The 19,722-nt window shown below is 77.1% G+C and carries 19 protein-coding genes and 1 pseudogene; 8 read left to right on the forward strand and 12 right to left on the reverse strand.

Annotation, left to right across the window (positions count from 1 at the left end):
• Positions 1–2: 2 nt before the first annotated feature.
• Positions 3–941: a hypothetical protein gene (locus MN205_RS00645; protein WP_242123299.1), complete on the reverse strand. Its 939-nt coding sequence runs from the start codon at positions 939–941 to the stop codon at positions 3–5.
• Entirely contained in the window at positions 934–1,428 is a 495-nt protein-coding gene (locus tag MN205_RS00650) for a SigE family RNA polymerase sigma factor (protein ID WP_242123303.1), read from the reverse strand. The genes MN205_RS00645 and MN205_RS00650 overlap by 8 nt, the downstream gene beginning before the upstream one ends.
• Before the next feature lie 438 nt (positions 1,429–1,866).
• Here MN205_RS00650 and MN205_RS00655 point away from each other — a divergent pair, with 438 nt between their 5' ends.
• The 4 genes from MN205_RS00655 to MN205_RS00670 all read left to right on the forward strand — a co-directional run bounded on the left by MN205_RS00655 (position 1,867) and on the right by MN205_RS00670 (position 5,628).
• On the forward strand, positions 1,867–3,069 hold the full coding sequence (locus MN205_RS00655; RefSeq protein ID WP_242123307.1) for a glycosyltransferase family 87 protein: 1,203 nt from the start codon (positions 1,867–1,869) through the stop codon (positions 3,067–3,069).
• 107 nt (positions 3,070–3,176) lie between these two features.
• Positions 3,177–3,749, forward strand: coding sequence for a TetR/AcrR family transcriptional regulator (locus MN205_RS00660; RefSeq protein WP_242123311.1), 573 nt, complete (start codon positions 3,177–3,179; stop codon positions 3,747–3,749).
• Positions 3,746–4,936 (forward strand): FAD-dependent oxidoreductase, encoded by a 1,191-nt coding sequence (locus tag MN205_RS00665; RefSeq protein ID WP_242123315.1) that lies wholly within the window; start codon positions 3,746–3,748, stop codon positions 4,934–4,936. The genes MN205_RS00660 and MN205_RS00665 overlap by 4 nt, the downstream gene beginning before the upstream one ends.
• 83 nt (positions 4,937–5,019) lie before the next feature.
• Complete coding sequence (locus MN205_RS00670; protein WP_242123317.1) at positions 5,020–5,628, forward strand: hypothetical protein; 609 nt, start codon at positions 5,020–5,022, stop codon at positions 5,626–5,628.
• 87 nt (positions 5,629–5,715) lie between these two features.
• On the opposite strand, the gene MN205_RS00675 is transcribed toward MN205_RS00670, so the two are convergent.
• From MN205_RS00675 to MN205_RS00695, 5 genes and pseudogenes are all read right to left on the reverse strand, one after another.
• Complete coding sequence (locus MN205_RS00675) at positions 5,716–5,874, reverse strand: hypothetical protein (protein WP_242123319.1); 159 nt, start codon at positions 5,872–5,874, stop codon at positions 5,716–5,718.
• A 395-nt stretch (positions 5,875–6,269) separates the two neighbouring features.
• Positions 6,270–6,947 (reverse strand): hypothetical protein, encoded by a 678-nt coding sequence (locus tag MN205_RS00680; protein ID WP_242123321.1) that lies wholly within the window; start codon positions 6,945–6,947, stop codon positions 6,270–6,272.
• Positions 6,948–6,997: 50 nt separating this feature from the next.
• Entirely contained in the window at positions 6,998–7,933 is a 936-nt protein-coding gene (locus MN205_RS00685; RefSeq protein ID WP_242123323.1) for a hypothetical protein, read from the reverse strand.
• Between the two features lie 65 nt (positions 7,934–7,998).
• A pseudogene (locus MN205_RS21355) lies at positions 7,999–8,343 on the reverse strand (ATP-binding cassette domain-containing protein); the annotation flags it as partial.
• A 353-nt stretch (positions 8,344–8,696) separates the two neighbouring features.
• Positions 8,697–9,140 carry a VOC family protein gene (locus MN205_RS00695; protein ID WP_242123325.1) on the reverse strand — a complete coding sequence of 148 codons (444 nt, stop codon included), beginning with the start codon at positions 9,138–9,140 and terminating at the stop codon, positions 8,697–8,699.
• 559 nt (positions 9,141–9,699) lie between these two features.
• On the opposite strand from MN205_RS00695, the gene MN205_RS21360 reads away from it, so the two are divergent.
• From MN205_RS21360 to MN205_RS00710, 3 genes are all read left to right on the forward strand, one after another.
• Positions 9,700–10,443, forward strand: a complete 744-nt coding sequence (locus MN205_RS21360) for an Atu4866 domain-containing protein (RefSeq protein WP_242123327.1) — start codon at positions 9,700–9,702, stop codon at positions 10,441–10,443.
• Positions 10,440–11,210 (forward strand): Atu4866 domain-containing protein, encoded by a 771-nt coding sequence (locus tag MN205_RS00705; protein ID WP_242123328.1) that lies wholly within the window; start codon positions 10,440–10,442, stop codon positions 11,208–11,210. Before MN205_RS21360 ends, MN205_RS00705 begins: the two co-directional genes overlap by 4 nt.
• Positions 11,211–11,604: 394 nt before the next feature.
• The gene (locus MN205_RS00710) at positions 11,605–12,021 is read left to right on the forward strand and encodes a VOC family protein (protein ID WP_242123331.1); all 417 of its coding nucleotides are present in this window, start codon (positions 11,605–11,607) and stop codon (positions 12,019–12,021) included.
• 89 nt (positions 12,022–12,110) lie between these two features.
• On the opposite strand, the gene MN205_RS00715 is transcribed toward MN205_RS00710, so the two are convergent.
• The 5 genes from MN205_RS00715 to MN205_RS00735 form a co-directional block, all read right to left on the reverse strand.
• Positions 12,111–13,442, reverse strand: a complete 1,332-nt coding sequence (locus tag MN205_RS00715; protein ID WP_242123332.1) for a VWA-like domain-containing protein — start codon at positions 13,440–13,442, stop codon at positions 12,111–12,113.
• The gene (locus MN205_RS00720; RefSeq protein WP_242123334.1) at positions 13,439–14,575 is read right to left on the reverse strand and encodes an AAA family ATPase; all 1,137 of its coding nucleotides are present in this window, start codon (positions 14,573–14,575) and stop codon (positions 13,439–13,441) included. Before MN205_RS00720 ends, MN205_RS00715 begins: the two co-directional genes overlap by 4 nt.
• Positions 14,576–14,625: 50 nt before the next feature.
• Entirely contained in the window at positions 14,626–15,270 is a 645-nt protein-coding gene (locus tag MN205_RS00725; RefSeq protein WP_242123336.1) for a hypothetical protein, read from the reverse strand.
• Positions 15,271–15,455: 185 nt separating this feature from the next.
• Positions 15,456–16,571: a TerD family protein gene (locus MN205_RS00730; RefSeq protein WP_374115800.1), complete on the reverse strand. Its 1,116-nt coding sequence runs from the start codon at positions 16,569–16,571 to the stop codon at positions 15,456–15,458.
• A gap of 70 nt (positions 16,572–16,641) precedes the next feature.
• Complete coding sequence (locus MN205_RS00735; RefSeq protein WP_242123338.1) at positions 16,642–18,396, reverse strand: DNA polymerase; 1,755 nt, start codon at positions 18,394–18,396, stop codon at positions 16,642–16,644.
• A gap of 125 nt (positions 18,397–18,521) precedes the next feature.
• On the opposite strand from MN205_RS00735, the gene MN205_RS00740 reads away from it, so the two are divergent.
• On the forward strand, positions 18,522–19,722 hold a 1,201-nt coding region (locus MN205_RS00740; protein ID WP_242123339.1), incomplete at its 3' end, for a methyl-accepting chemotaxis protein.

Consider the following 19,722-nt stretch of genomic DNA (forward strand, 5'->3'; position numbering starts at 1 on the left):
CGTCAGGAACCCGTCGCCGCGAGGCCGCTGCCGCGCAGGTCCGCGACGGCGGCGGTGAGCACCCGCGCCACGTCCGCGTCGCCCTCGGGGCCGGGGTTGCTCACCGTGACGCCCACGACGAGGTCCCCGGCGCGCGCGGCGCCGGCGGTGACGGGGGTGCCGTCGGTCTGCCAGCGCGCGGCCCACGTCTCGTCGGCGCCGGGGACGTCGACGGTGCGGCGGGTGAGGTCGTCGCTGAAACCGCAGGTGCGGGAGTCGTTCGCGACGAGGTGGCCGAACGCCCCCGGGCCGGTGCCGGGCGCCCAGCCGGTGACGACGACGTCCACCGACGTCTGGTCCAGGCGGTTGGAGTCCTCCTCCGCGTAACCCCACTGCCGGCCGGCGATCTGCGGCGGCTCGATCTCCGAGCCGCCGCACGCCTGCCCGCTGACGGTGGGGTTCTTCGCGTACTGCCCGAGGTCCAGCAGCAGCACCTGCCCGGCGGGCAGCGCCGCGACGAGCCCGGGCAGGTCCGGGACGTCGTAGGCGACGGCGTCCGGGTCCGCGGGCGCGGTCGTCGGCAGCGGGGTCGCGGGCAGCGGGGCCGCGGGCAGCGGGGTCATCGGCACGCCCGGCGCGGTCGCGGGGGTTCCCCGGGGAGTCGCCGTGGGGGTGCTCGCCGTGGGGTCCGCCGTCGCGGCGGTGGGTTCCGGCTCCGTCGCGGTGGCGCTCGCCGCCGGCCGGGTGCGCACCGCGCCGTCCGGCAGCGCCTGCACGGTCAGCGGCACGGCGGCCAGCGCCGCCAGGGTCGCCACCGCCCAGGTGACGCGGCGGCGGCGGTGCAGGCGGCGGATGCGGGTGCGGGTGCCGGTGGTCAGCGCCGACTCGTCCACCGCGCCGGTGCGCACGTCCCGCTCCAGCGCGCTGCGCAGCAGGTCCTCGACGTCGCGGTCGTCAGGCACGGTCGGTCCCCTCCTCGGCGATGAGCCGCCGCAGCGTCGCCAGGCCCCGGTGGGCGTTGCTGCGCACGGTGACGGTCGAGCAGTCGAGCAGGTCGGCGATCTCCTCGTCCGGCATCCCCTCGTACAGGCGCAGCACGAGGGTGACGCGCTGGCGGTCCGGCAGCCGCCGCAGCAGCGCCAGGCAGCGCCGGCGCTCGGCGTGCTCGTCGGCGGCGTCGGGGACGGCGAGGTCGGGCAGGTCGGCGGGGTCGCTGACCTGCTCGCGCCGCCAGGGCCGGCGGCGCAGCGAGGTGACGGCGTTGACGACCATCCGGTTCAGGTACGCGGAGGGGTCGTCGACGGACTCGATGCGCGACCACTTCAGCACGCACGTGGCCAGGACGTCCTGCACGACGTCCTCGGCCTGGTGCGGGTCGCGCAGCAGGGCGCGCGCCAGGCGCACCAGCTGCGGCCCCTTCCACGCCACCAGGGACTCCAGGTCCCACACCCCCGGTCCCCGGCCGTCGGTGGGGTCCCCTCCCTCCCCACCGCGACCGGCGCGGTCCCTCGGCCGCGGGTGCCGCGCGGGTGCCGCGCGGGTGCCGTCGCCGGAGGGAGCCACACCTGGACGACGCGGCCCGCGGCCGTGGCGTTGCACCGGTCTGCGGACTCCCTCGGCCGGACGTCTCGGAGGGGTGCCCCGTGGTCCTGGAGCACGCGCTGCTGCACCGCTTCCACGACCCCGCTCCCCGTGGTGGAGCACTCCACCGGGGTCGCCCGGGCCCGAGCCGCGGCGGCCCTGCCCGTCGGCACGCGCACCGCTCACCCGGTCGGCCGCTGGGGCGGGGACCGTCCGTGGCCGATGCCCCTGTCGGGGTCGTGCCCGCGGGACCCCGGTCACAGGGACCGGTTCGGCAGCGGGAACGAGCACGTCGAGGAGGTGCCGGTGCCGGTCGTCCAACGCGCGCTGACGGTGGTGGCGGAGCTGGCGCAGCGCCGCGCCGCCACCGCGGCGCTGTGGTCCGCCGCGTCCGTCTGCCTCGTCCTGCGCACGTGGCAGGGGGCCGTGAACGCCTTCGACTTCCTCGTCGTCCACGCCGCCGCCCGTGGCGTTCTCGCCGGCCGGGACCCCTACGCCGACCCGCTGTACCTGTACCCGCCCGGTTCAGCCCTGCTGACGCTCCCGGTCGCGCTCCTCCCGTCGTCGGCCGCCGCGGTCGTGGCGTCGCTCGCCTGCGTGGCCGCCGTGGTCGTCGCGTGCTGGGGTTCCGCCAGGCTCCTTGTGGCCGGTGCGCCGCCGTGGCTCGTGCCGCTGACGCTGCTCGTCGTGCTGGTCAGCCCGGCAGGCGGCGCCCTCACGGTCAGCGCCAACACCGAGTTCTTCGCGGTGGCGGCGCTCCCGTTCCTGTACCGGTGGGCGGCCGACGAGCGGTGGGGGCGCTTCGGTGTGCTGCTGGGCCTCACCCTCGCGGTCAAGCCGATCCTCCTCGCCCTGGTGGTCCTCGCCGTGCTCGCCCGCTCGTGGCGGGCCGTGGCGTGGGCGGTGGGCGTCCCCGCGGTCACCTCCGCCGTCGGGCTCGCCGTCACGCCGGGCGGCTCCGGCCTGCTCCCGGTCGTGCTGGAGCGCCTGGCGCACGGCTCGCCCGAGCCGGTCAGCCCGTGGATGGAGGTGTCGGTCGCCGGTGTCCTGCGCAACGGCGACGTGGGCGCGGGGTGGATCCTCCTGGCCAGGGTCCTGGTGCTGCTGCTCGGCGCCGCCGCGGTCGTCGTCCGGTGGTCGCGGGGCGGCGCGGGGGCGTCGCGGACCGTCCAGGTGGGAACGCTCCTGGTGCTCACGAGCATCGTGGGGGCCCCGCTGGCCTGGGACCACTACGCGGTGCTCCTCGTCCCGCTGTTCGTGAGCACCGTCGACGGTGCGACGGCGTCCCGGCACCGTCGCACCGTCCTGTGGTGCTCGGTCCCCCTCGCCGTCCTCCTCGTCCCCCGCCTGGACCCGGTCCGGGAACCGTTCGGGTACGGGTTCCAGGCGGGGACGGCGCTGCTGGTGGTCCTGGTGGTGCTGTGCGCGGAAGCCCTGGCCCCTCGCCGGTCGCCGTCACGGCGGGGCGGGGCCCTCGCAGGCGGGGCCCGCCGCGTCGAACCCGCCTGACGACGCGGCCGGCGGTCCCCGCCGACGCCCCTGGACCTCCTGGGCGACTGCCCAGTACGATCGTCCTGGGCGAACGGCCGAGGGAGAGCGACCGGAGGGAGACCGCCGTGGAGACGTCGGTGGAGCGGGGCAGGCGGGTGCGCCGCCGCCTGCTGGACGCGGCGGCGCAGCTCGTCGCCGAGCGCGGCTGGGGCGCGGTGAGCACCCGGGCGCTCGCGGAGCGGGCCGGGGTCGCGCCCGGCCTGGTGCACTACCACTTCCCGTCCGTGCAGGAGCTGCGCGCCGAGGCCGCCGTTGACGCGGCGCGCTCGGTGGCCGCCCAGGTCGGGCGCGAGCTCGACGGGACGCGGGACGCCGACGAGGTCGCCGCCGTGCTGCTGCGGGTCCTCGACGTCCACGACGGCACCGACCCGCTGTCCGTGCTGCTCCTCGAGGCCTACCTGGCGGCCACCCGGGACGAGGAGCTGCGCCGGGCGCTGGGCGACGTCGTCGCGGAACTGCGCGGCCTCGTCGCCGCCCGCCTCACCGCCCACGCCGTGCCCGACCCGGACGCCACCGCCGCGGTGCTGGTGGCGGTGGTCGACGGCCTGCTGCTGCACCGCGCCCTCACCCCCGGCCCGGGCGCCGGCGAGCTGACCGCCGCGGTGCGCGGGCTCCTCGGCCCCGGGGTTGCGCGGTGAGGGCGGTCGTCTGCGGCGCCGGCGTGGCGGGGCTGACCCTCGCCGGGCAGCTCGCCCGCGCCGGTGCGGACGTCGTGCTGCTGGAACGCGCGCCCGGACCCCGCACCGGCGGGTACGTGCTGGACTTCTTCGGCCCCGGCTACGACGCCGCCGAGGCGATGGGCGTGCTGCCCCGCCTCCTGGCGGCCGGGTACTCGTTCGAGGAGGTCGACCTCGTGGACGCCTCGGGCCGCCGGCGCGCCGGGCTGCGGTTCGACCGGTTCGCCGCGGCCGCCGGTGGCCGCCTCGTCAGCCTCGCCCGCCCCGACCTGGAGCGGGTGCTGCGCGAGCACCTGCCGGCGGGCGTCGACGTCCGCTTCGGCACCACCGTCACCGCCGTGGAGGACCACCCCGGCGGCGTCGCGGTCACCCTCTCCGACGGCGAGCGGGTCGACGCCGACCTGCTCGCCGGGTGCGACGGCGTCCGCTCCACCGTGCGGGCCCTCGCGTTCGGCCCGGCGGAGCGGTACGTGCGCCCCCTGCCGTTCCGCGTCGCCACCTTCACCGTGGAGGACCCGGTGCTGCGCGAGGCCGTCGGCGCCCGGGTGTGCCTGACGGACACCGCGCAGCGCACCGTCGGCCTGTACGGGCTGCGCGACGGCCGGGTCGCCGTGCTCGCCCTGCACCGCACCCGGGCGACGGCGCCGCCCGCCGACGCCCGCGCCGCCCTGCGCCGCGAGCACGCCTCCCTCGGCTGGGTGGTGCCGCGCGCGCTGGCCGCCTGCCCGCCTCCCGAGCGGATCCACCACGACGAGGTGGCCCAGGTCGTCGCCCCGGCGTGGACCCGGGGGCGGGTGGTGCTCGTGGGCGACGCCGCCCACGCGGTGTCCCTGCTGGCCGGCCAGGGCGCCTCGCTGGCCGTGGCCGGCGCGTACCTGCTCGCCGAGCAGCTGCGCCGCCGCCCGTCCGTCGAGGACGCCCTCGCCGCGTACGAGGCGGCGCTGCGCCCCCTCGTGCGGGACCGGCAGGAGGCCGCGCACCGCAGCGCGCGCTGGTTCGTGCCCGCCACCCGGCGCGACGTGCTCCTGCGCCGCGCCGCCCTCGCCCTGGTGCGGCTGCCGCTGGCCGACCGCCTGGTGGCGACCTCCCTGACCGGCGGGTCGTCGTCCCTCGTGGCGGACCTGCGGGCCGGACGCCCCGTGCCCTGACCGGCTCCGCCGCCCGCGCTGTTCCCGCCCCCTCCCCGTCCCCGCGGGCGGCGCCACCCGGCCGCGGGTGCGATGCTCGCCGGGTGCGCAGGTGGGACCCCGTCCAGGAGCAGGGCACGCGGCACCAGCGGCGGATCGCCGCCGCCGGTGCCCCAGAACCCTCCACCGCGCACGTCCCCGGCTTCGAGCACTACCCCCGCTTCTACGCCAAGCGCCGTCGCGGCCGGGTCGTCGACGTGGCCGTCTCCTTCGACGCGCTGGTGCGTTCCGCCCGCGGCGGGTGGGCCGCCGGGACGGCGGTCACGGCCACGCACCGGGCGCCCGACGGGCACCCCGTCGTGCTCGACGCGGACGACGGCGAGACCACCGCAGCCACCGGCGCCACCTGCGGCTCCAGCCGGTGGGTGCCGGAGGTCCCCGGCGGCCCCGTCGCCGAGGTGGTCGCCGCGGTCCGCACGCTGCGCGCCCTCGGCGCCGCCCCCGGCCCCGGCGTCCAGGAGGGCCTGGTCGACGGGTCGGTGGCCGAGCGCTCCCAGCGGGCGTGGCTGGACGGCGACGCGCGCGCCGGGGTGGACGGCTTCCGCGTCGAGTGCCCGCGGCCGGCCGGTCACGACGGGCTGTGCGAGGCGCGCTCGCAACTGGGGGACCTGGTGTGGCGGTGGGACCGCCGCGAGCAGACCGTCCACGACTAGGGCGTGTCCCGCGGGGAGCGTCCGGGCCGGGTGCCGCGCCCGTCGGCGGGGACGCGTTCGATCCGCGTCCAGCCCTGCCGCCCCCGCTCACGCAGGAGCACCAGCAGCCGCCCGTCGATCCCCCCGGACGGCCTCGGCGACCACGACGGCGGGGGAGACCGGGTTCGCCGGCAGCGAGGTCAGCACGTGGTCGACGTGCGCACCGGGTCCGGGCGCGGCGCCCGCCTCGATGGCGTCGCCGAGCACGTGGACGAACAGCAGCGTGATGGCGATCGGCGTGGGTGCCGTCGTGACGATCGTGTCCGGGCCGCGCGTGACGTGCTTGAGCAGCCGCCCGGTCAGCGCGGTGGTGTTCGCGAGCAGGTTCGCGGCCGTGCCGTCCCCTGGTCACGACCCGCTCGTCCACCGACGGCTTCGGTGATGGAGCCGTCCACGGGCACGTCGTCGGAGCCGTCCACGGACACGTCGTCGAGGTCAGGGCCGATCACCGTGTCGCAGGCGGCCAGGGTCGCGGTGAACACCTCCTGCCCGATGCCGGCGGCGGTGGCAGGACGGGCCCCCGGCGAACGCCTGCCCCGTCCCGTGTGGGCCGCCTGCTGCCGGTCGCTCCAGGACGGTCCAGCCGTGCGGCACCTGCACGCTCACGCGGTCGTGTCCCGCCGGCGCAGGGCCGCGGTGGCTGCGGCCACCAAGGTGGCGGACGTGATGGTGATGAGGGCCAGCGGAGGCAGGGTGACCGCCTCGTGGGGCGCTCTGGGGGTCAGGGCGAAGGGCGCCGCCTCCAGGACCGCGCCGGGGAGGTCGAACAGGGGCCCGTACAGGCCGACCAGGATCGAGGCCACGAGCAGCGTCCAGACCCACCACTTGCCCGCGCGCAGGCCGTGGGCGAGAGCGGCCAGCCCCGTGAAGCACAGCACGGTCGGCAGGTGGGCGAGGGAGGCGAGCGTGAACGCGCCCACGAGGCCAGGATCGCCGACCGAGCTCGCGGCTCCGGCGCCCACACCCAAGCCGGAGACGAGCAGCAGCACGGTCGAGCTCAGGGCGCTCACCAGGAGAGACCCGCCCAACCACGCCGGGCGGCTGACCGCGGTCGCCAGGACCACGCCGGTGCGGCCCTCGTCCTCCTCGTGGTTGAGCCGGTTGATCGAGACCACGGCGTGGACGGCTACCGCCATGGCGAAGAACGCCAGGAACGCGGACAGGGTCGAGCGCAGCACGTCGTCCTGGCCGGCACCGCCGAAGACCTCCGCGAGCTGCGGCTGGGACTCGAAGCTGTCCACGATGCCCTGCCCCGTGGAGCCGGTGAGGAGGGCGAACACGAACAACCCGACCGCCCACCACGCGATCGAGGCCCGCTCCGCGCGCAGGGTCAGACCCGCGGGGCTGAGCAGTCTCGACTCGCCGCGGGGCGACCACGCCGAGCCGGGAGCAGACCGGCGCCGACGTCGCGGTGCCCGACCAGCCCGAACGACGCCGTCAGCAGGAGGGCGGCCACGCCGACGCCGACAAGGAGCGGCCACCAGCGCAGATCGACGAACGCTCGGGTCTGCTGCGCCCACCCGATCGGCGACATCCACGACAGCGTGCTGCCGCCGGGCTGGGCGGCATCACCGACCCCGCGCAGCACGTAGGCCAGGCCGAGGAGCCCGCCCGCCGTCCCGGAGGCGGTGCGGGCGTGCTCGCTGAGCTGGGCGGTGACTGCGGCGAGGGATCCGAGGACGAGTCCGACCACGGCGGCACCGGCAGCGATGGCGGCCGAGTCGGGCAGTGCGAGGTCGTTGACCAGCAGCGCGGCGAGCAGCACCGCTGCGAGCAGCACCGCTGCGATCGCCAGGTTCGCCACGAGGAGCAGGACGAGCGCGGCGGTCAGCGGGGCACGGCGTCCGACGGCACCGGCGCGCACGAGGTCGACGCGACCGGCCTCCTCCTCGGCCCGGGTGTGGCGCACGACCAGGAGGATCGACATGAGCGCGACAGCCACGGCGATCATGCCGAGCACCTCGTTGGCGATCATGACCCCGGGCGTGTAGTCGTCCAGGCCGTAGCCCGGGCCGGTCATGAACGCGCCCGAGGGGTCCCTCACGATCTCAGCTCGGGTCTGCATCGCGGCGGCGTCCGGGTAGACCGCCGGGATGGCCGCACCGAAGTACGCGATGAGCCCGCCGATGCTCAAGGCCCACGCCGGGATCCTGACGCGGTCGCGGCGCAGCCCGAACCGCAGCAGGCGGCGGGTGCCGGTCAGTGCGGTGCTCGATGACGGTGCCGCGTGCGGGCCGCTCTCGCGGCTGCGGGTGAGCGTGGTCACCGCGCACCACCCGACGTGCTGGCCGCACCGGCACGTGCCGGAGCGCCGTCGTAGTGGTGGACGAACAGCTCCTCGAGCGTGGGCGGGGTGACCACGAGGTTCGCGATGCCGGAGGCGGCCTCGGTGATGCACTGCTGGAACGTCAGCTCCATCAGCGGGTCGAGTCCCGAGGTCGGCTCGTCGAGGACGAGCAGCTCCACGTCGCCGGCCAGCGCCGCGACGAGGGCCACCTTGTGCCGGTTGCCCTTGGAGCAGGTGCGGGTCCTCTTCGTCGGATCCAGGTCGAACCGCTCCAGCAGCTCGGCCTTGCGGGCGCGGTCCAGGCGGCCGTGCAGGCTCGCGAGCAGGTCGATGACCTCCCCACCGGTCAGCTTGGGCCACAGGTTGACGTCACCGGGCACGAGGCGCCGAACCGGTCGGGCCTGGTGGGCCGCTGCCGAGCCGACGTGGACGGCGCTGCGGACCGCTCTGGGATCCGGGCGGCACGAGCACCCGGGTCGCGACGCGCACCACCCCGCCGGGTGGGAGCGGCTCTCGACTCCAGCGCGACCGGCTGCGACCCCGGTGTCGGTTCTTCGGACGAGCCACTCCCCGGACCCGCCGGCACCAGCATCCCCGCTCGGTCCAGCCGTCGCGAGAGGCGCGGTCGACATGGAGAGGAACCGTGACCGTGACGTCGCACCGGTATGGTGCACGCACTCGTTCGGAGGCGCGCGATCAGGGATGCGCCGGTGCCGGTGCGTCGCGCTCGGCGGGTCCCGCGTCAGCCGATCCGCTCCGCCAGGGACACGATGATCCCCTCCGGCCCGCGCACGTACGCCATCCGCCAGGTGCCCTCGTGCTCACCCACGCCGCCGACCAGGCCGTACCCGTCCGTGGCCAGCTGTTCGATGACGGCGTCCAGGTCGTCCACCTCGAAGGCCACGTTGCGCAGCCCCAGCTCGGTGGCCACGGCGGTGGGCGAGCCCGGCTGGTGCTGGGGCTGTTCGAAGGTGGACAGCTCCAGCGAAGTGCCTCCCTGCGGTGCTCGGAGCATGACGATGCAGGTGCGGGAGTCGCGGATGCCGATGACGGTGTCCAGGAAGTCGCCTTCGACCACCGTGGGGCCGGCATCGACTCGAAGGCCCAGGGCGACGAAGAAGGCCGTCACCTGCTCGAGGTCGGCGACGGTGATGCCGACGTGGTCGAAGCGGCGGATCGATGGCATCAGGGTCTCCTCCGTAGCTGCTCAGAGATCACTCCTCGGCGGCGGCGCTGCCCATGGACCGGCCGTCACCGTCACAGGTGGGACCGGCGGCAGGTCGTGAGCTCATCGGCCGGCGAACGTCCGAACGGGAGCGGGGCCGGGCTGGGAGCCGGGCGTGCGCCGGTCGGCCGCAGGTCTGGAGCTCGACCCGCTGTTGCTGGCTCCCACGCGCGGCCCGGGTGGCGTAGCCCTGCGAGCGCCGGCCATGGGTGAGCGGCGCTGACGGTCTGGCCCGTGCTGGGACCTGGCGGAGGGCGAACCGGTGCCCACCCTGCTCATCGCCCGCACACCGGTGTGACTCCTCCTCGACCTGCCCACCGCCTCCCCCCGATCACCCGCACATCAAGCACGAGCGGTCAGTCGTTCGCCCGGGTTCCCCCACGGCAGGTCCAGGCTGTCCGTGGGCCGGGCTGCCCAGGGGATCGCGCCGCAGGACGTGCGGCTCCCCTCGCCGGGGTGCGGCACTCCCTGGGTGAGTCCCGGCCTCCTGCGCCGCGTCGGGCCGCACGAGGGTGGAGCCGTGCCCAACACCTTCCCCGCTTTCACGGCCGCCGGACTCGCCGCCGTGCGCGCCGGCGCCGACCGGCCGCTGCTGCTGACCAACGCGACGGTCCACACCCTCGACCCGCTGATCGGCACCGTGCGCGGCGCCGATGTGCTCGTCGGCGGGGCGCTGATCGTCGGCGTCGGACCCGGCATCGTCACCGCGGCCGAGGACGACGGCGCCGTGGTCATCGACGCCACCGGCACCACCGTGCTTCCCGCCCGCCTGGACGCGACCGCCACCCTCGACGCCGCCGCGCGCGGCGCCGGCCCCGGGACGCTCGCACCCGGCGCGGACGCCAGCCTCGTCGTCGTGCCCGACGCGCACGCCCCGGACCTGGCCACGGCGCTGCACACCTCGTTCACACGGCCCGAGCTGCTGCTCGCCGTGCTGCGGGAGGGGCGCCCCGTCCGCTGGGCCGGGGACCCTCTCGGTCCCGCGCCGGCCCGTACTCGGCTGCAGCCCGACCGGCTCGCGGTCGACCCGAGCCGGGTGGGCGTGTGGGTCGACACCGACGACTTCCTGCACCAGGAACTGACCGCCGACGGCCGCTACGACGAGACTCGCGGTGGCCGCCCGCACGCCTTCACGGGCCGCTACTGGATCGACGGTGACCGCGTCGACTACCTCGACGACCTCGGCTTCTGGGCCTTCGGCCGGTTCGCCGACGACGCCCTGCACCACGCCGGCTACACCATGCACCGGGAGGACGCCCGATGAGCACCGACCCCACCCCGGACGCGCCGAACCGCTCCGCCACCGCTCCCGACCGCCTCGTCCTGCTGCGAGGTGCGAGCGTCGTGACGATGGATCCTGCGCCGGGCGCCGTCGCCGCCGGTCACGCCTCGATGCCCCCGCCGCGCGCCGACACGTTCGTCGTCACGGGTGTGCACGTCAGGACGAGGCCCGGCACCGTGGCGCCCGGCGAGCTGCACGTGGTCGGGAAGCGTCTGGGCGGGGGGCCGGCTGATCCGCGAGTGGAGGTGATCGGCGCCGACGGCGCCCACGCCGTCCCGCTGCTGGTCGACAGCGCCGTCGCACAACTGCCGCCCGCCCGGCGCGGCGGGTACGACCTGGTACCCGGCAACCCGGCCACCTTCGCCGTCGTGCGCCGCCCGGTCACCGAGGCGCAGGTGCGCACCGTGCTGGTCGTCGACCCGCGGGACCTGCTGGCGGTGTGGGTCGCCGGACACCTCGAGGCCTGGGACGGCGAGCCGACCCGGACCGCGGGAGAGGACGTCGCCGACCCGGCCGTCCGGGCAGCGTGGGTGGGCACCTGGGAGGACCCCCACCACGGCCTGCTGCAGCACCTGCGACCCGACGGCCGCTACTCCGAGACCCGGGGCGGGCGCGCCGACGCGTACACCGGCCGGTACTGGCTGCACGAGGACCGGATCACCTACTTGGACGACTCCGGATTCTGGGCGTTCGGCCAGCTGCTGGACGGCGTCCTGCACCACGCCGGGTTCGTGATGACCCGACGCTGAGCAGGCGGCGCGCCGGGCCCCTTCTGCTCCGCCGCGTGCGGCTCCCCCCGCACCGAGGCGGGACCGATCCACCTGGGGGCCGTCTTGACCGACTGGACCGGCAGCGACATCCACTGAGGACCTGCGCCACGTCGTGGGGGGAGAGGGCGGAGCACGGACTCGGCGAGGCCACGACTTCACACCCTCGCCGCGATCCGCGCCCCGACGTGCCCGCGGCAGTTCGGCCCGACGCCCGTGGGCCGCCGTCCCACCGCCGGGTCCGAAGACCCCGCGATCGCGTGGTGGTCCCGTGCCCGGGTACCGATGAGTTCCGCGGCGACGGCGGGTCGGAGGAGGGTCGGCCCGGATCCGCCGGGCAGCGCAGGTCACCCGGCCCGTTCCCAGGAGGTTCCCCGTGGCACCCCGCCTCAGCCCCTACGTCTCCCTCCCCGGCACCGCCCGCGAGGCGCTGGCGTTCTACCGGTCGGTGCTCGGCGGGGAGGTGAGCACCTCCACCTTCGGCGAGTTCGGCGGCGGGGGCGCCGAGGGCGTCGACCCCGACGGCGTCATGCACGGCCAGCTCGACACCCCGTCCGGGTTCACGCTGATGGTCTCCGACGCGGTGGCCGGGACGTCCCCGGCCACCGGCAGCAACATCGCCCTGTGCCTCTTCGGCGACGACCTCGAGCAGTTGCGAGGCTTCTTCGACGGCCTCGCCGAGGGCGGGGAGGTCACGACCCCGCTGGAGGTGCAGGTGTGGGGCGACCCGTACGGCGCCCTCACCGACCGGTTCGGGGTCGACTGGATGGTCAACGCCTCCACCCCCGCCTGAGCGGGGTCAGCGGCGGCCGGTGGGGCCGCGGCGCACCCGCACCGCGGCCCGGCGGCCACCGTCCCCGGACCGCCACCGGGCCCGCGACCTCACCGCAGCGGTTCCTCCCGCTCCACGACGAGCGTGCGCATCCACGCCGGCACGCCCTCGCGCTCACCGTCCAGCAGCAGCACCACGTGCACCGCGCCCGGGTTCTCCCGCGGCGGCACGTCCGGCCACGGGGTGTCGCCGTCGGTGGCGGTGATGACCAGGTCCACCGCCGGGCGCAGCGCCGCGGCCGCGGCGATGCCCACGCGCACGTCCGTGCCGCCCCCACCGGTCAGCTCCACGTCCTGCACCCGCCGCACCCGCTGCGCGCGACCGGCCGCCGCGTCGCAGGCGATCACCTGCACCCCGCTGCCGCGGCAGCGGCGCACCACCGCCTCCGTCTCCGCCTGGACGCGCGCCAGCATGTCCGCGCTCACCGACGCCGACGTGTCCACCACCACCGCCACCCGCGGCGGTCGCGGCTGGCGCATCGCCGGCAGCACCACCCCCGGCGCCGCGGCCGCGCGCCGCGACGGCCGCGCGTACGTGTAGTCGCGCACCCCCGCCACGCGGGCGCTGACCCGGCGCGTCACGCTCAGCAGTTCCCGGCGCCAGTCCACCACCGGCGTCAGCGTGCGCTCCGCCCACCGCCTCCACCCCGCCGGCACCGACCCGCGGGTCCGGGCGTGCTCGAGGACCTCGCGCGCGGTCCGCTGCCGGATGAGTTCCGCGCGCCCGGCGTCCACGCTGCCGTCGTCCTCGCCCGCGGCGTCGCGGCCGCTGTCGTCCGCCTCCCACGGCCGGCGCCCACCACCCGCGCCGGAACCGCAGTCGTCGAGAACCGACGTGAACTCCGCCGCGAACACCGCGGGGGAGCGGCGCGGTCCCGCCGCGGTGGGGCCGGCGGCGAGCAACCGGTAGATCTGCTCCGCCGTCATCCCCGCCGCGGCACCGGGGACCTTCTCGGGGTACCACGCCTTCGCCGGGGGCAGGCGGATCCCCGCCGCGCGCAGGTCCTCGTTGATGGTGCAGTCGCCGGCCCGGTTGAACAGCGGCAGGCGCTCGCGGGGTTCGGCCAGGGCGGTGAACCGCTCGTGGTGCGAGCGCAGGGGATGGCCGACCTCGTGCAGCCACACGCCGACGACCTCGGCGACGTCCAGGCCGAGGACGAACGCGGGGTTGTAGTACATCCGCCAGCGGGTGTCGATGCCGGCGGCGGGGATCGCGCTGGTGGGTACCGCCTTCACCGCGTACAGGGCGTCGCCGAGGTACGGCATGAGCTCGCCGGCGCGGGCGCGCCCGGCGGCCAGGCGCAGCGCCGCGCGCTCCTCCACCGTCCCGCCCTCGCCCCGGATGTGCGGGTTCTGCGGGTTCCGCGGGCTCCGCGGGTTCACGCGTCGCGGGTGAGCAGGCCGAGCTCGGTCAGGATCGGGCCGAGGGAGGCGACGGTGGCCGGTTCCGGCATCGCCCCGGGCGGGCGGCCCTGCGCCCACCTGCGTCCGAACGAGAACGCGATGTCCGCGCTGCCGGCGTCGGCGGTGCGGGCGAGCACCCGGCCGCACGCGTTCCACCGCTCGACGGTGGTGTCCGCGGCGGTGGCCGCCCACACGGACGACGCCACCGCGTACGTCTTGTCGGTGCGCTGCGGGTCCACGTCCCAGGAACCCGGGTCCCGCAGCAGGTCCTCCGGGTCGGGCAGGTCCACCTCGCGCACGTACGCCAGGAACTCACCGGCCGCGGCGACGCCCACCGCCCCGGACACCAGCAGCGTCACCACCGTGCTGTTCGCGCCGGCGGCCTGCGCGTGCGCGTGCAGGCGGGCCGCGGTCTCCCACGAGCGCGGTGTCGGGAACGCACGGCCCGCGTCCTCCGACGACGACGGCATCCGCGTGACCAGTTCCGGCCGCGACCCCAGGAACACGCCCACCAGCGTCGTGGTGCGCTCCAGCAGGGCCGCGACCTCCGCCTCGTCGACGGCGGGGACGGTCACGGCCGGCCAGCCGCTGCTGAAGCCCTCCCGCACGGTGGCGGCGTCCAGGCTCCACGTCAGGTGCAGGAACCGGTTCGCCACCGGTGGGGCGAGGTCCCAGCCGTCGGCGGCGACGTCCGGGGGGTTCGCGGCGGCGACGGTGCGCACCTGCGGCGGCAGGCGCAGGTCGCCGACGACGCCCTCCAGGATGGGCCGCAGCAGCGCCGCCTGCGTCGCCGGCGGCGCGGTGGAGACCTCGTCGTAGAACTGGATGCCGGCCCGGCCGTCCCGCTCGACGGCGTCGCGCAGCCGCACCGCCCACGACGGCGGTGCCAGCGACGCCGTGCCCGTGGCGGCGTCCACGACGGGCAGCCCCGCGAAGTCGCTGGGTTCGCGGATGGAGGCGATGACGGTCTCCAGGTGCGCGCCCATGCCGTCGGCGAGCTCCCGCACCACCGAGGACTTGCCCTGCCCGGGCGGCCCCCAGAGGACCACCGGGACGTTCGCGAGCAGGGCGATGCCCAGCGCGGAGCAGGTGTCGGCGTGCTGCTGGCTCATGCGGTGCGTCTCCGGGGAATCTGCGTCGGGGGTCCTCGGTCCACTGTTCCTCAGCCCACCGCGCCCTGCAGGGCGGCGAGGAACGCGATGCGGTCGGGGGTGAGGGTGCCCGCCGCGTGCGCGGCGGCGACGTCCCCGGCGCTCAGCCCGGCGGCGGCCGCGGCCAGCACCAGGCGCAGGTCGACGTCGCCGCCGGGCGGGTGCGCGGCGAGGAACCCGCGCAGGTCCTCGTGCCGCGCGGCGAACGCGAGCACCTCGTGCGGGTCGAGCTCGACGCGGTGCCCGCGCAGCACCCGGTGCGCGCGCAGCCCGGCCGCCGGGTCGCCCAGCGCCACGTCGGCGCCGTCCAGGCGGGTCAGGCGGACGGTGGTGCCGACGGCCGCGACCTCCACCCGGTGCCCCAGGCGGGGCAGCAGCAGGTACCGGTGCAGGGTGAGGGCGACACCGGGCCAGTCGAAGGGCGGCTGCTCCGCGGCGGGTGCCGGTGCGGCCGGCGGACGGCTGTGCGTGAGCGTCAGCCGCGCCTGCGGCTCCCGCGGCCGCTGCGCGCGCCACAGGCGCCACACCGCCTCGGGCACCCCGCCGTGCGGCGGCGGCCGCAGCGGCGGGTCGGCCACCAGGTCCAGCGCGTCGAGGACCACGCGCACCGGCGCCGGCCCCGGGCGGGGGCGTCGGTGTCGGCGTCGTGCGGGCACCGTTCGAGCGTAGGCACGGGCCCCGGCCGGCGCGTCCCGAGCGGCCGTCCGCCTCGGCCGTCCGCCTCGGCCGTCCGCCTCGGCCGGCGGCCTCCGCGCTGCGGGCGCCGGTCACGAGGGCGCCGGCCACGAGGGCGGGGGAGCGCGTCAGGCCGTCCACGAGCCGGTCGTCGCAGGAGCGGGCCCTACCCGAACAGCAGTTCCCGCGCCGGGTCCACCAGCTTGCGCACGGTGCGCCCGGAGCGGAACTCCCCCAGCGCCCGCATCGACCACGCGGCCCCGTCGCGCACCACCGCCGCCATGAGGACGGCCGTGGTGTCCTCGGTGTCGCTGAGGTCGTAGCGCACGAGTTCCGCACCGCCGGCGTCCAGCAGGCGGCAGAACGCCCGGCTGACGGCGGTGAACCGCTGCCCGCCGAAGGAGTTGATGGTGAACACCAGCGCGTGCACGTCGGCGGGCAGGTCGCCCAGGCGCACGCGGATCTGCTCGTCGTCGCCCTCGCCGGCGCCGGTGAGGTTGTCGCCGCTGTGCGCGATCGCGCCGCGGAACGCGTCCTTGGACATGAACCACACCGTGGCGAGGTCCTTCCCGCGGGCGTCGAACGCGATGCAGGAGGCGTCCAGGTCGATGTTCCGCCCGCGCGCGGCCGGGTCCCAGCCCAGGCCGAGGGTGACGGCGCTCAGCGGGGGAGCGCCCGTCTTCACCAGCGACACCGTCTGGTTCTTCACCAGGCTGACGCGGCCCTTGTCGAGGTTCAGCGGGGCGCGTGCCGGTTCCGGCGCAGGTGCCGCGGGCTCGGGGGCGGCTTCCTCGTCGACGGTGATGCCGAAGTCGGTGGCCAGCCCCGCCAGCCCGCTGTCGTAGCCCTGCCCCACCGCGCGCAGCTTCCACCCCGGCCCGCGCCGGTACAGCTCCCCGGCCACGAACGCCGTCTCGGCCCCCGCCCGCGGCACGTCGAACCGGGCCAGTTCCGCGCCGTCCGCCCCCAGCACCCGCAGGTGCAGGCCGGGCACCTGCCCGAACGTGCCGCCGTCCGCGGAGGCGGCCAGCACCACCCGCTCCACCTGCGCCTCCACGGCCGGCAGGTCCACCTCCACGGCGCCGTCGCGGCCGTACCGCACCGCACCCGAGGGGTGGGCGCTCTGGTTGTAGAACACGAAGTCGTCGTCGGAACGCACCTTCCCCGCGGACGTCAGCAGCAGCGCGCTGGTGTCGACGTCCGGCACGCCGGGACCGGCGTCCCAGCCGAGGACGGCCCGCACGGGCACGGTCGGCAGTTCGGTGTTGGACCCCTTGGTCAGCTGCGTCGCCACACCACCACCCTGCCCGCCGCGGCGGCCACCGCGCCAGCAGGGCCCGACGCCCCCGGCCTCACTTCGCCTCCGACCACCGCCGCACCACCGCCACGTCCGCGGCGAACCGCACGTCGCCGCCCGCCCACCGCCGCGCGGTCCCCGCCAGCGCCGAGCGCAGCAGGTCCGCCGCCGCGCCCGCGTCCCGCTCCGGCACGTGCAGCAGCAGCTCGTCGTGCAGGCACAGCACGACGCGCCCCGCCCCGCCGGCGCCGGCCAAGCCGGCGCGCACCGACGCCGCCCACGCCTTGAACAGCTCCGCCGCGGTGCCCTGCACGACGGCGTTGCGGGCGAAGCGCCCCCGCACGGCCCTCGCCTCCTCCGGCAGGTCCGCGCTGCCCACCCGCACCGGTCGCCCGCCCCACGTCGCCACGTCCCGCCCCGCGCGCCCGGCCTCCTCGGCGGCGCGCAGGAACGCCAGCGCCGCCGGGTAGGCGCGCTCCATGCGCCGCAGCGCCTCCCCGGCCGCCCCCGACGTCTGCCCGTACATCGCCGCCAGCACCGCCACCTTCGCGGTGGCGCGGTCCGCGCCCAGGGCGGCGGCCACCGGCGCGTACAGGTCGTCCTCGCGGGCGGCCGCGGCCAGGCCCGCGTCGCCGGACAGCACCGCCAGCACCCGCGGTTCCACCTGCCCCAGGTCCGCGCGCACCAGCACGTGCCCCGGTTCGGCCGCCACCGCCGGGCGCAGCTCGGCGGGCAGGTTGTGCAGACCCGCCTGCGCGGTCATCCGCCCGCCCCCGCCGTCGGACGCCGCCCACGCCCCGCGCAGCCGCCCGTCCGCGCTGACGTGGTGCTCCAGCCAGGCGTAGCCGTACGTGGTGGCCAGGCGCTCCCCCTTGCGCCAGCGCAGCAGCGCCTCCACCACCGGGTGCGAACCGCGCAACCGCTCCAGCCGCCACGCCCGCGTGTCCGGGACGTCGAAACCCAGCTGCCGCAGCGCGGCCAGCACCTGCGCGGGGTTGCGCAGGTCCACCGGCCCCAGCAGCTCGCGCACCGGCGCGTCCCGGGCGGCGCGCGCGGCCGCCTCCGCCGCCGGCCCGTCCGGGCGCGGCCCGACCTCCGCGGCGACCACCGCCTCCGCGGCCGCCCGGTCCACCGGCAGCCCCGTCGTCTCCAGCTCCACCGCCAGCAGCGCGGCGGCCGACTCGCTCCACCCCGTCTGCACCGCCAGCGGCGGGGGGGCCGGGCGCGGGCGCGGGTCCGGCCGGGCGGCCAGGACCCGCTGCTGCGCGGCCGCGGTGCGCACCGCCAGCGCCGCCCAGCGCGCCGCCCGCTCCAGGCGCTCGGCCGGTTCGGCGTCCGGCCCGAACGCGCGGCCCTCCACCCAGCCGGCCGCGAGCAACCCGTGCTCGTCGACCGGCCCGCTGTCCCCGGCGAGGGCGCCGTCCAGGTCCAGCAGTCCCGTGCCGTGCGCGGCCTCGCGGTGCCGGGCCGGCGGCGGTGGCTCGGGCAGGTCGTGCGCCGCCGCCCACGCCGCGCCCGGGTCGTCGCGCGAACCGCCCACCAGCAGCCGGTGCACCGCGGCCACGTCGTGGCAGCGGGCCAGGTGCACGCCCGCCGCGACCAGCGGGGCGGCCGTGCCCGCCGCCGACCACCACGTCCAGCGCGGTCCCAGACCACGCTCCACCCGGCGCACCAGGTCGGCCGGGTCGCCCGCCAGCGGCAGCGGGCCGCCGCCCGCGGCCAGCCCCACGCCCAGGCCGGGCAGCACCACCAGCCCCAGCGGGTCGCCGGGGCGCGCCCCAGCGCGGTGCAGGGCGCCCTCGAGGTCCACGGCGCCATCCTGCACGGCGGCCCGGACAGCCGCCGCGGTGCTCCCGCGACCGCTCCAGGAGCACCACGGGCGTGCCGATGCAGAGGTCGACGGCCTGCCCGGGCCGACCACGGGAGGAACCCGCCATGATGCCGTCGACCCTGCTGCGCCGCGTGCGCGTGGGCACACGCCTCGCGCTGGCGTTCGGCCTCGTGCTGGTGCTGCTGCTCGCCACCGGCACCGCCGCGCTCGTGGGCATCGCCGAGCAGTCCCGCTCGGTGGAGCACCAGCGCGACATCACCGACCTGGTCCGCTACGCGGAGCAGCAGCGCTTCTACGCCGCCGACGTCAGCGGCTGGCAGGCCGCGTACGCCTGGGACACCTACCGCCTCGGCCTGCCCGGTGCCGTGGACCCCACCTCGGACAACCGCGCCGGCTTCCTCGCCGACGAGGAGAAGCTGCGCCAGGCGCTCGCCGCCGCCCCCACCGACCTCATGGACGCCACCGAGCGCGAGCTGGAGACCACCATCGGCGACCTGTGGGACGCCTACTTCGCCTCGGACGATCGCGCCGTCGCCCTCTACTCGGCCGGTGACCTGGCGGGTGCCGAGCGCGTGATCGTCGAGGAGAGCTGGGTCGCCTACGCCGACATCCTCACCGCCACGCAGGAGTTCGCCGACTCGGTGGACGCCCGCGCCGCCGCGGCCGCCGCCGAGGCCGACGCCGCCGCCGAGCACAGCCGGACCCTGGTCCTGGTCACCCTCGCCGCTGCCGCCGCGCTCGTCGTGCTCCTGCAGGTCGCGCTGACCCGCAGCCTCGTCGGCCCGATGCGCCGCACCGTCGCCGACCTGCGCCGCGTCGCCGACGGCGACCTGACCGTCGCCCCCGTCGTCGACGGCGGCGACGAGTTCCGCGAGATGGCGCAGGCCGTGGAGGCCGCCGTGACCGCCACCCGCCGCACCGTCGCCGACGTCGCCGCCGGCGCCTGCCAGGTCGCCGGGATGGCCGACGACCTCGCGGGCCGGGCGCAGGAGCTGTCCAGCGCCAACGAGCGCACCGCCGGCGACACCGACCGCGCCGCGCGCTCCGCCGACGCCGTCTCCGCCGACGTGTGCACCATCGCCGCCGGCGCGGAGGAGCTGGGCGCCGCCATCAACGAGATCTCCTCCGGGATGGCGCGGTCCGCGTCCGTGGCCCGGGAGGCCGTCGAGGCCGCCGAGGCCACCCGCGCCACCGTCGCCGAGCTGGGCGAGGCCACCCGCGCCATCGCCAGCGTCGTGGGCACCATCACCGCCATCGCCGAGCAGACGAACCTGCTGGCGCTGAACGCCACCATCGAGGCCGCCC

It is taken from the genome of Kineococcus sp. TRM81007 (assembly GCF_022669155.1).
Taxonomy (GTDB): Bacteria; Actinomycetota; Actinomycetes; order Actinomycetales; family Kineococcaceae; genus Kineococcus.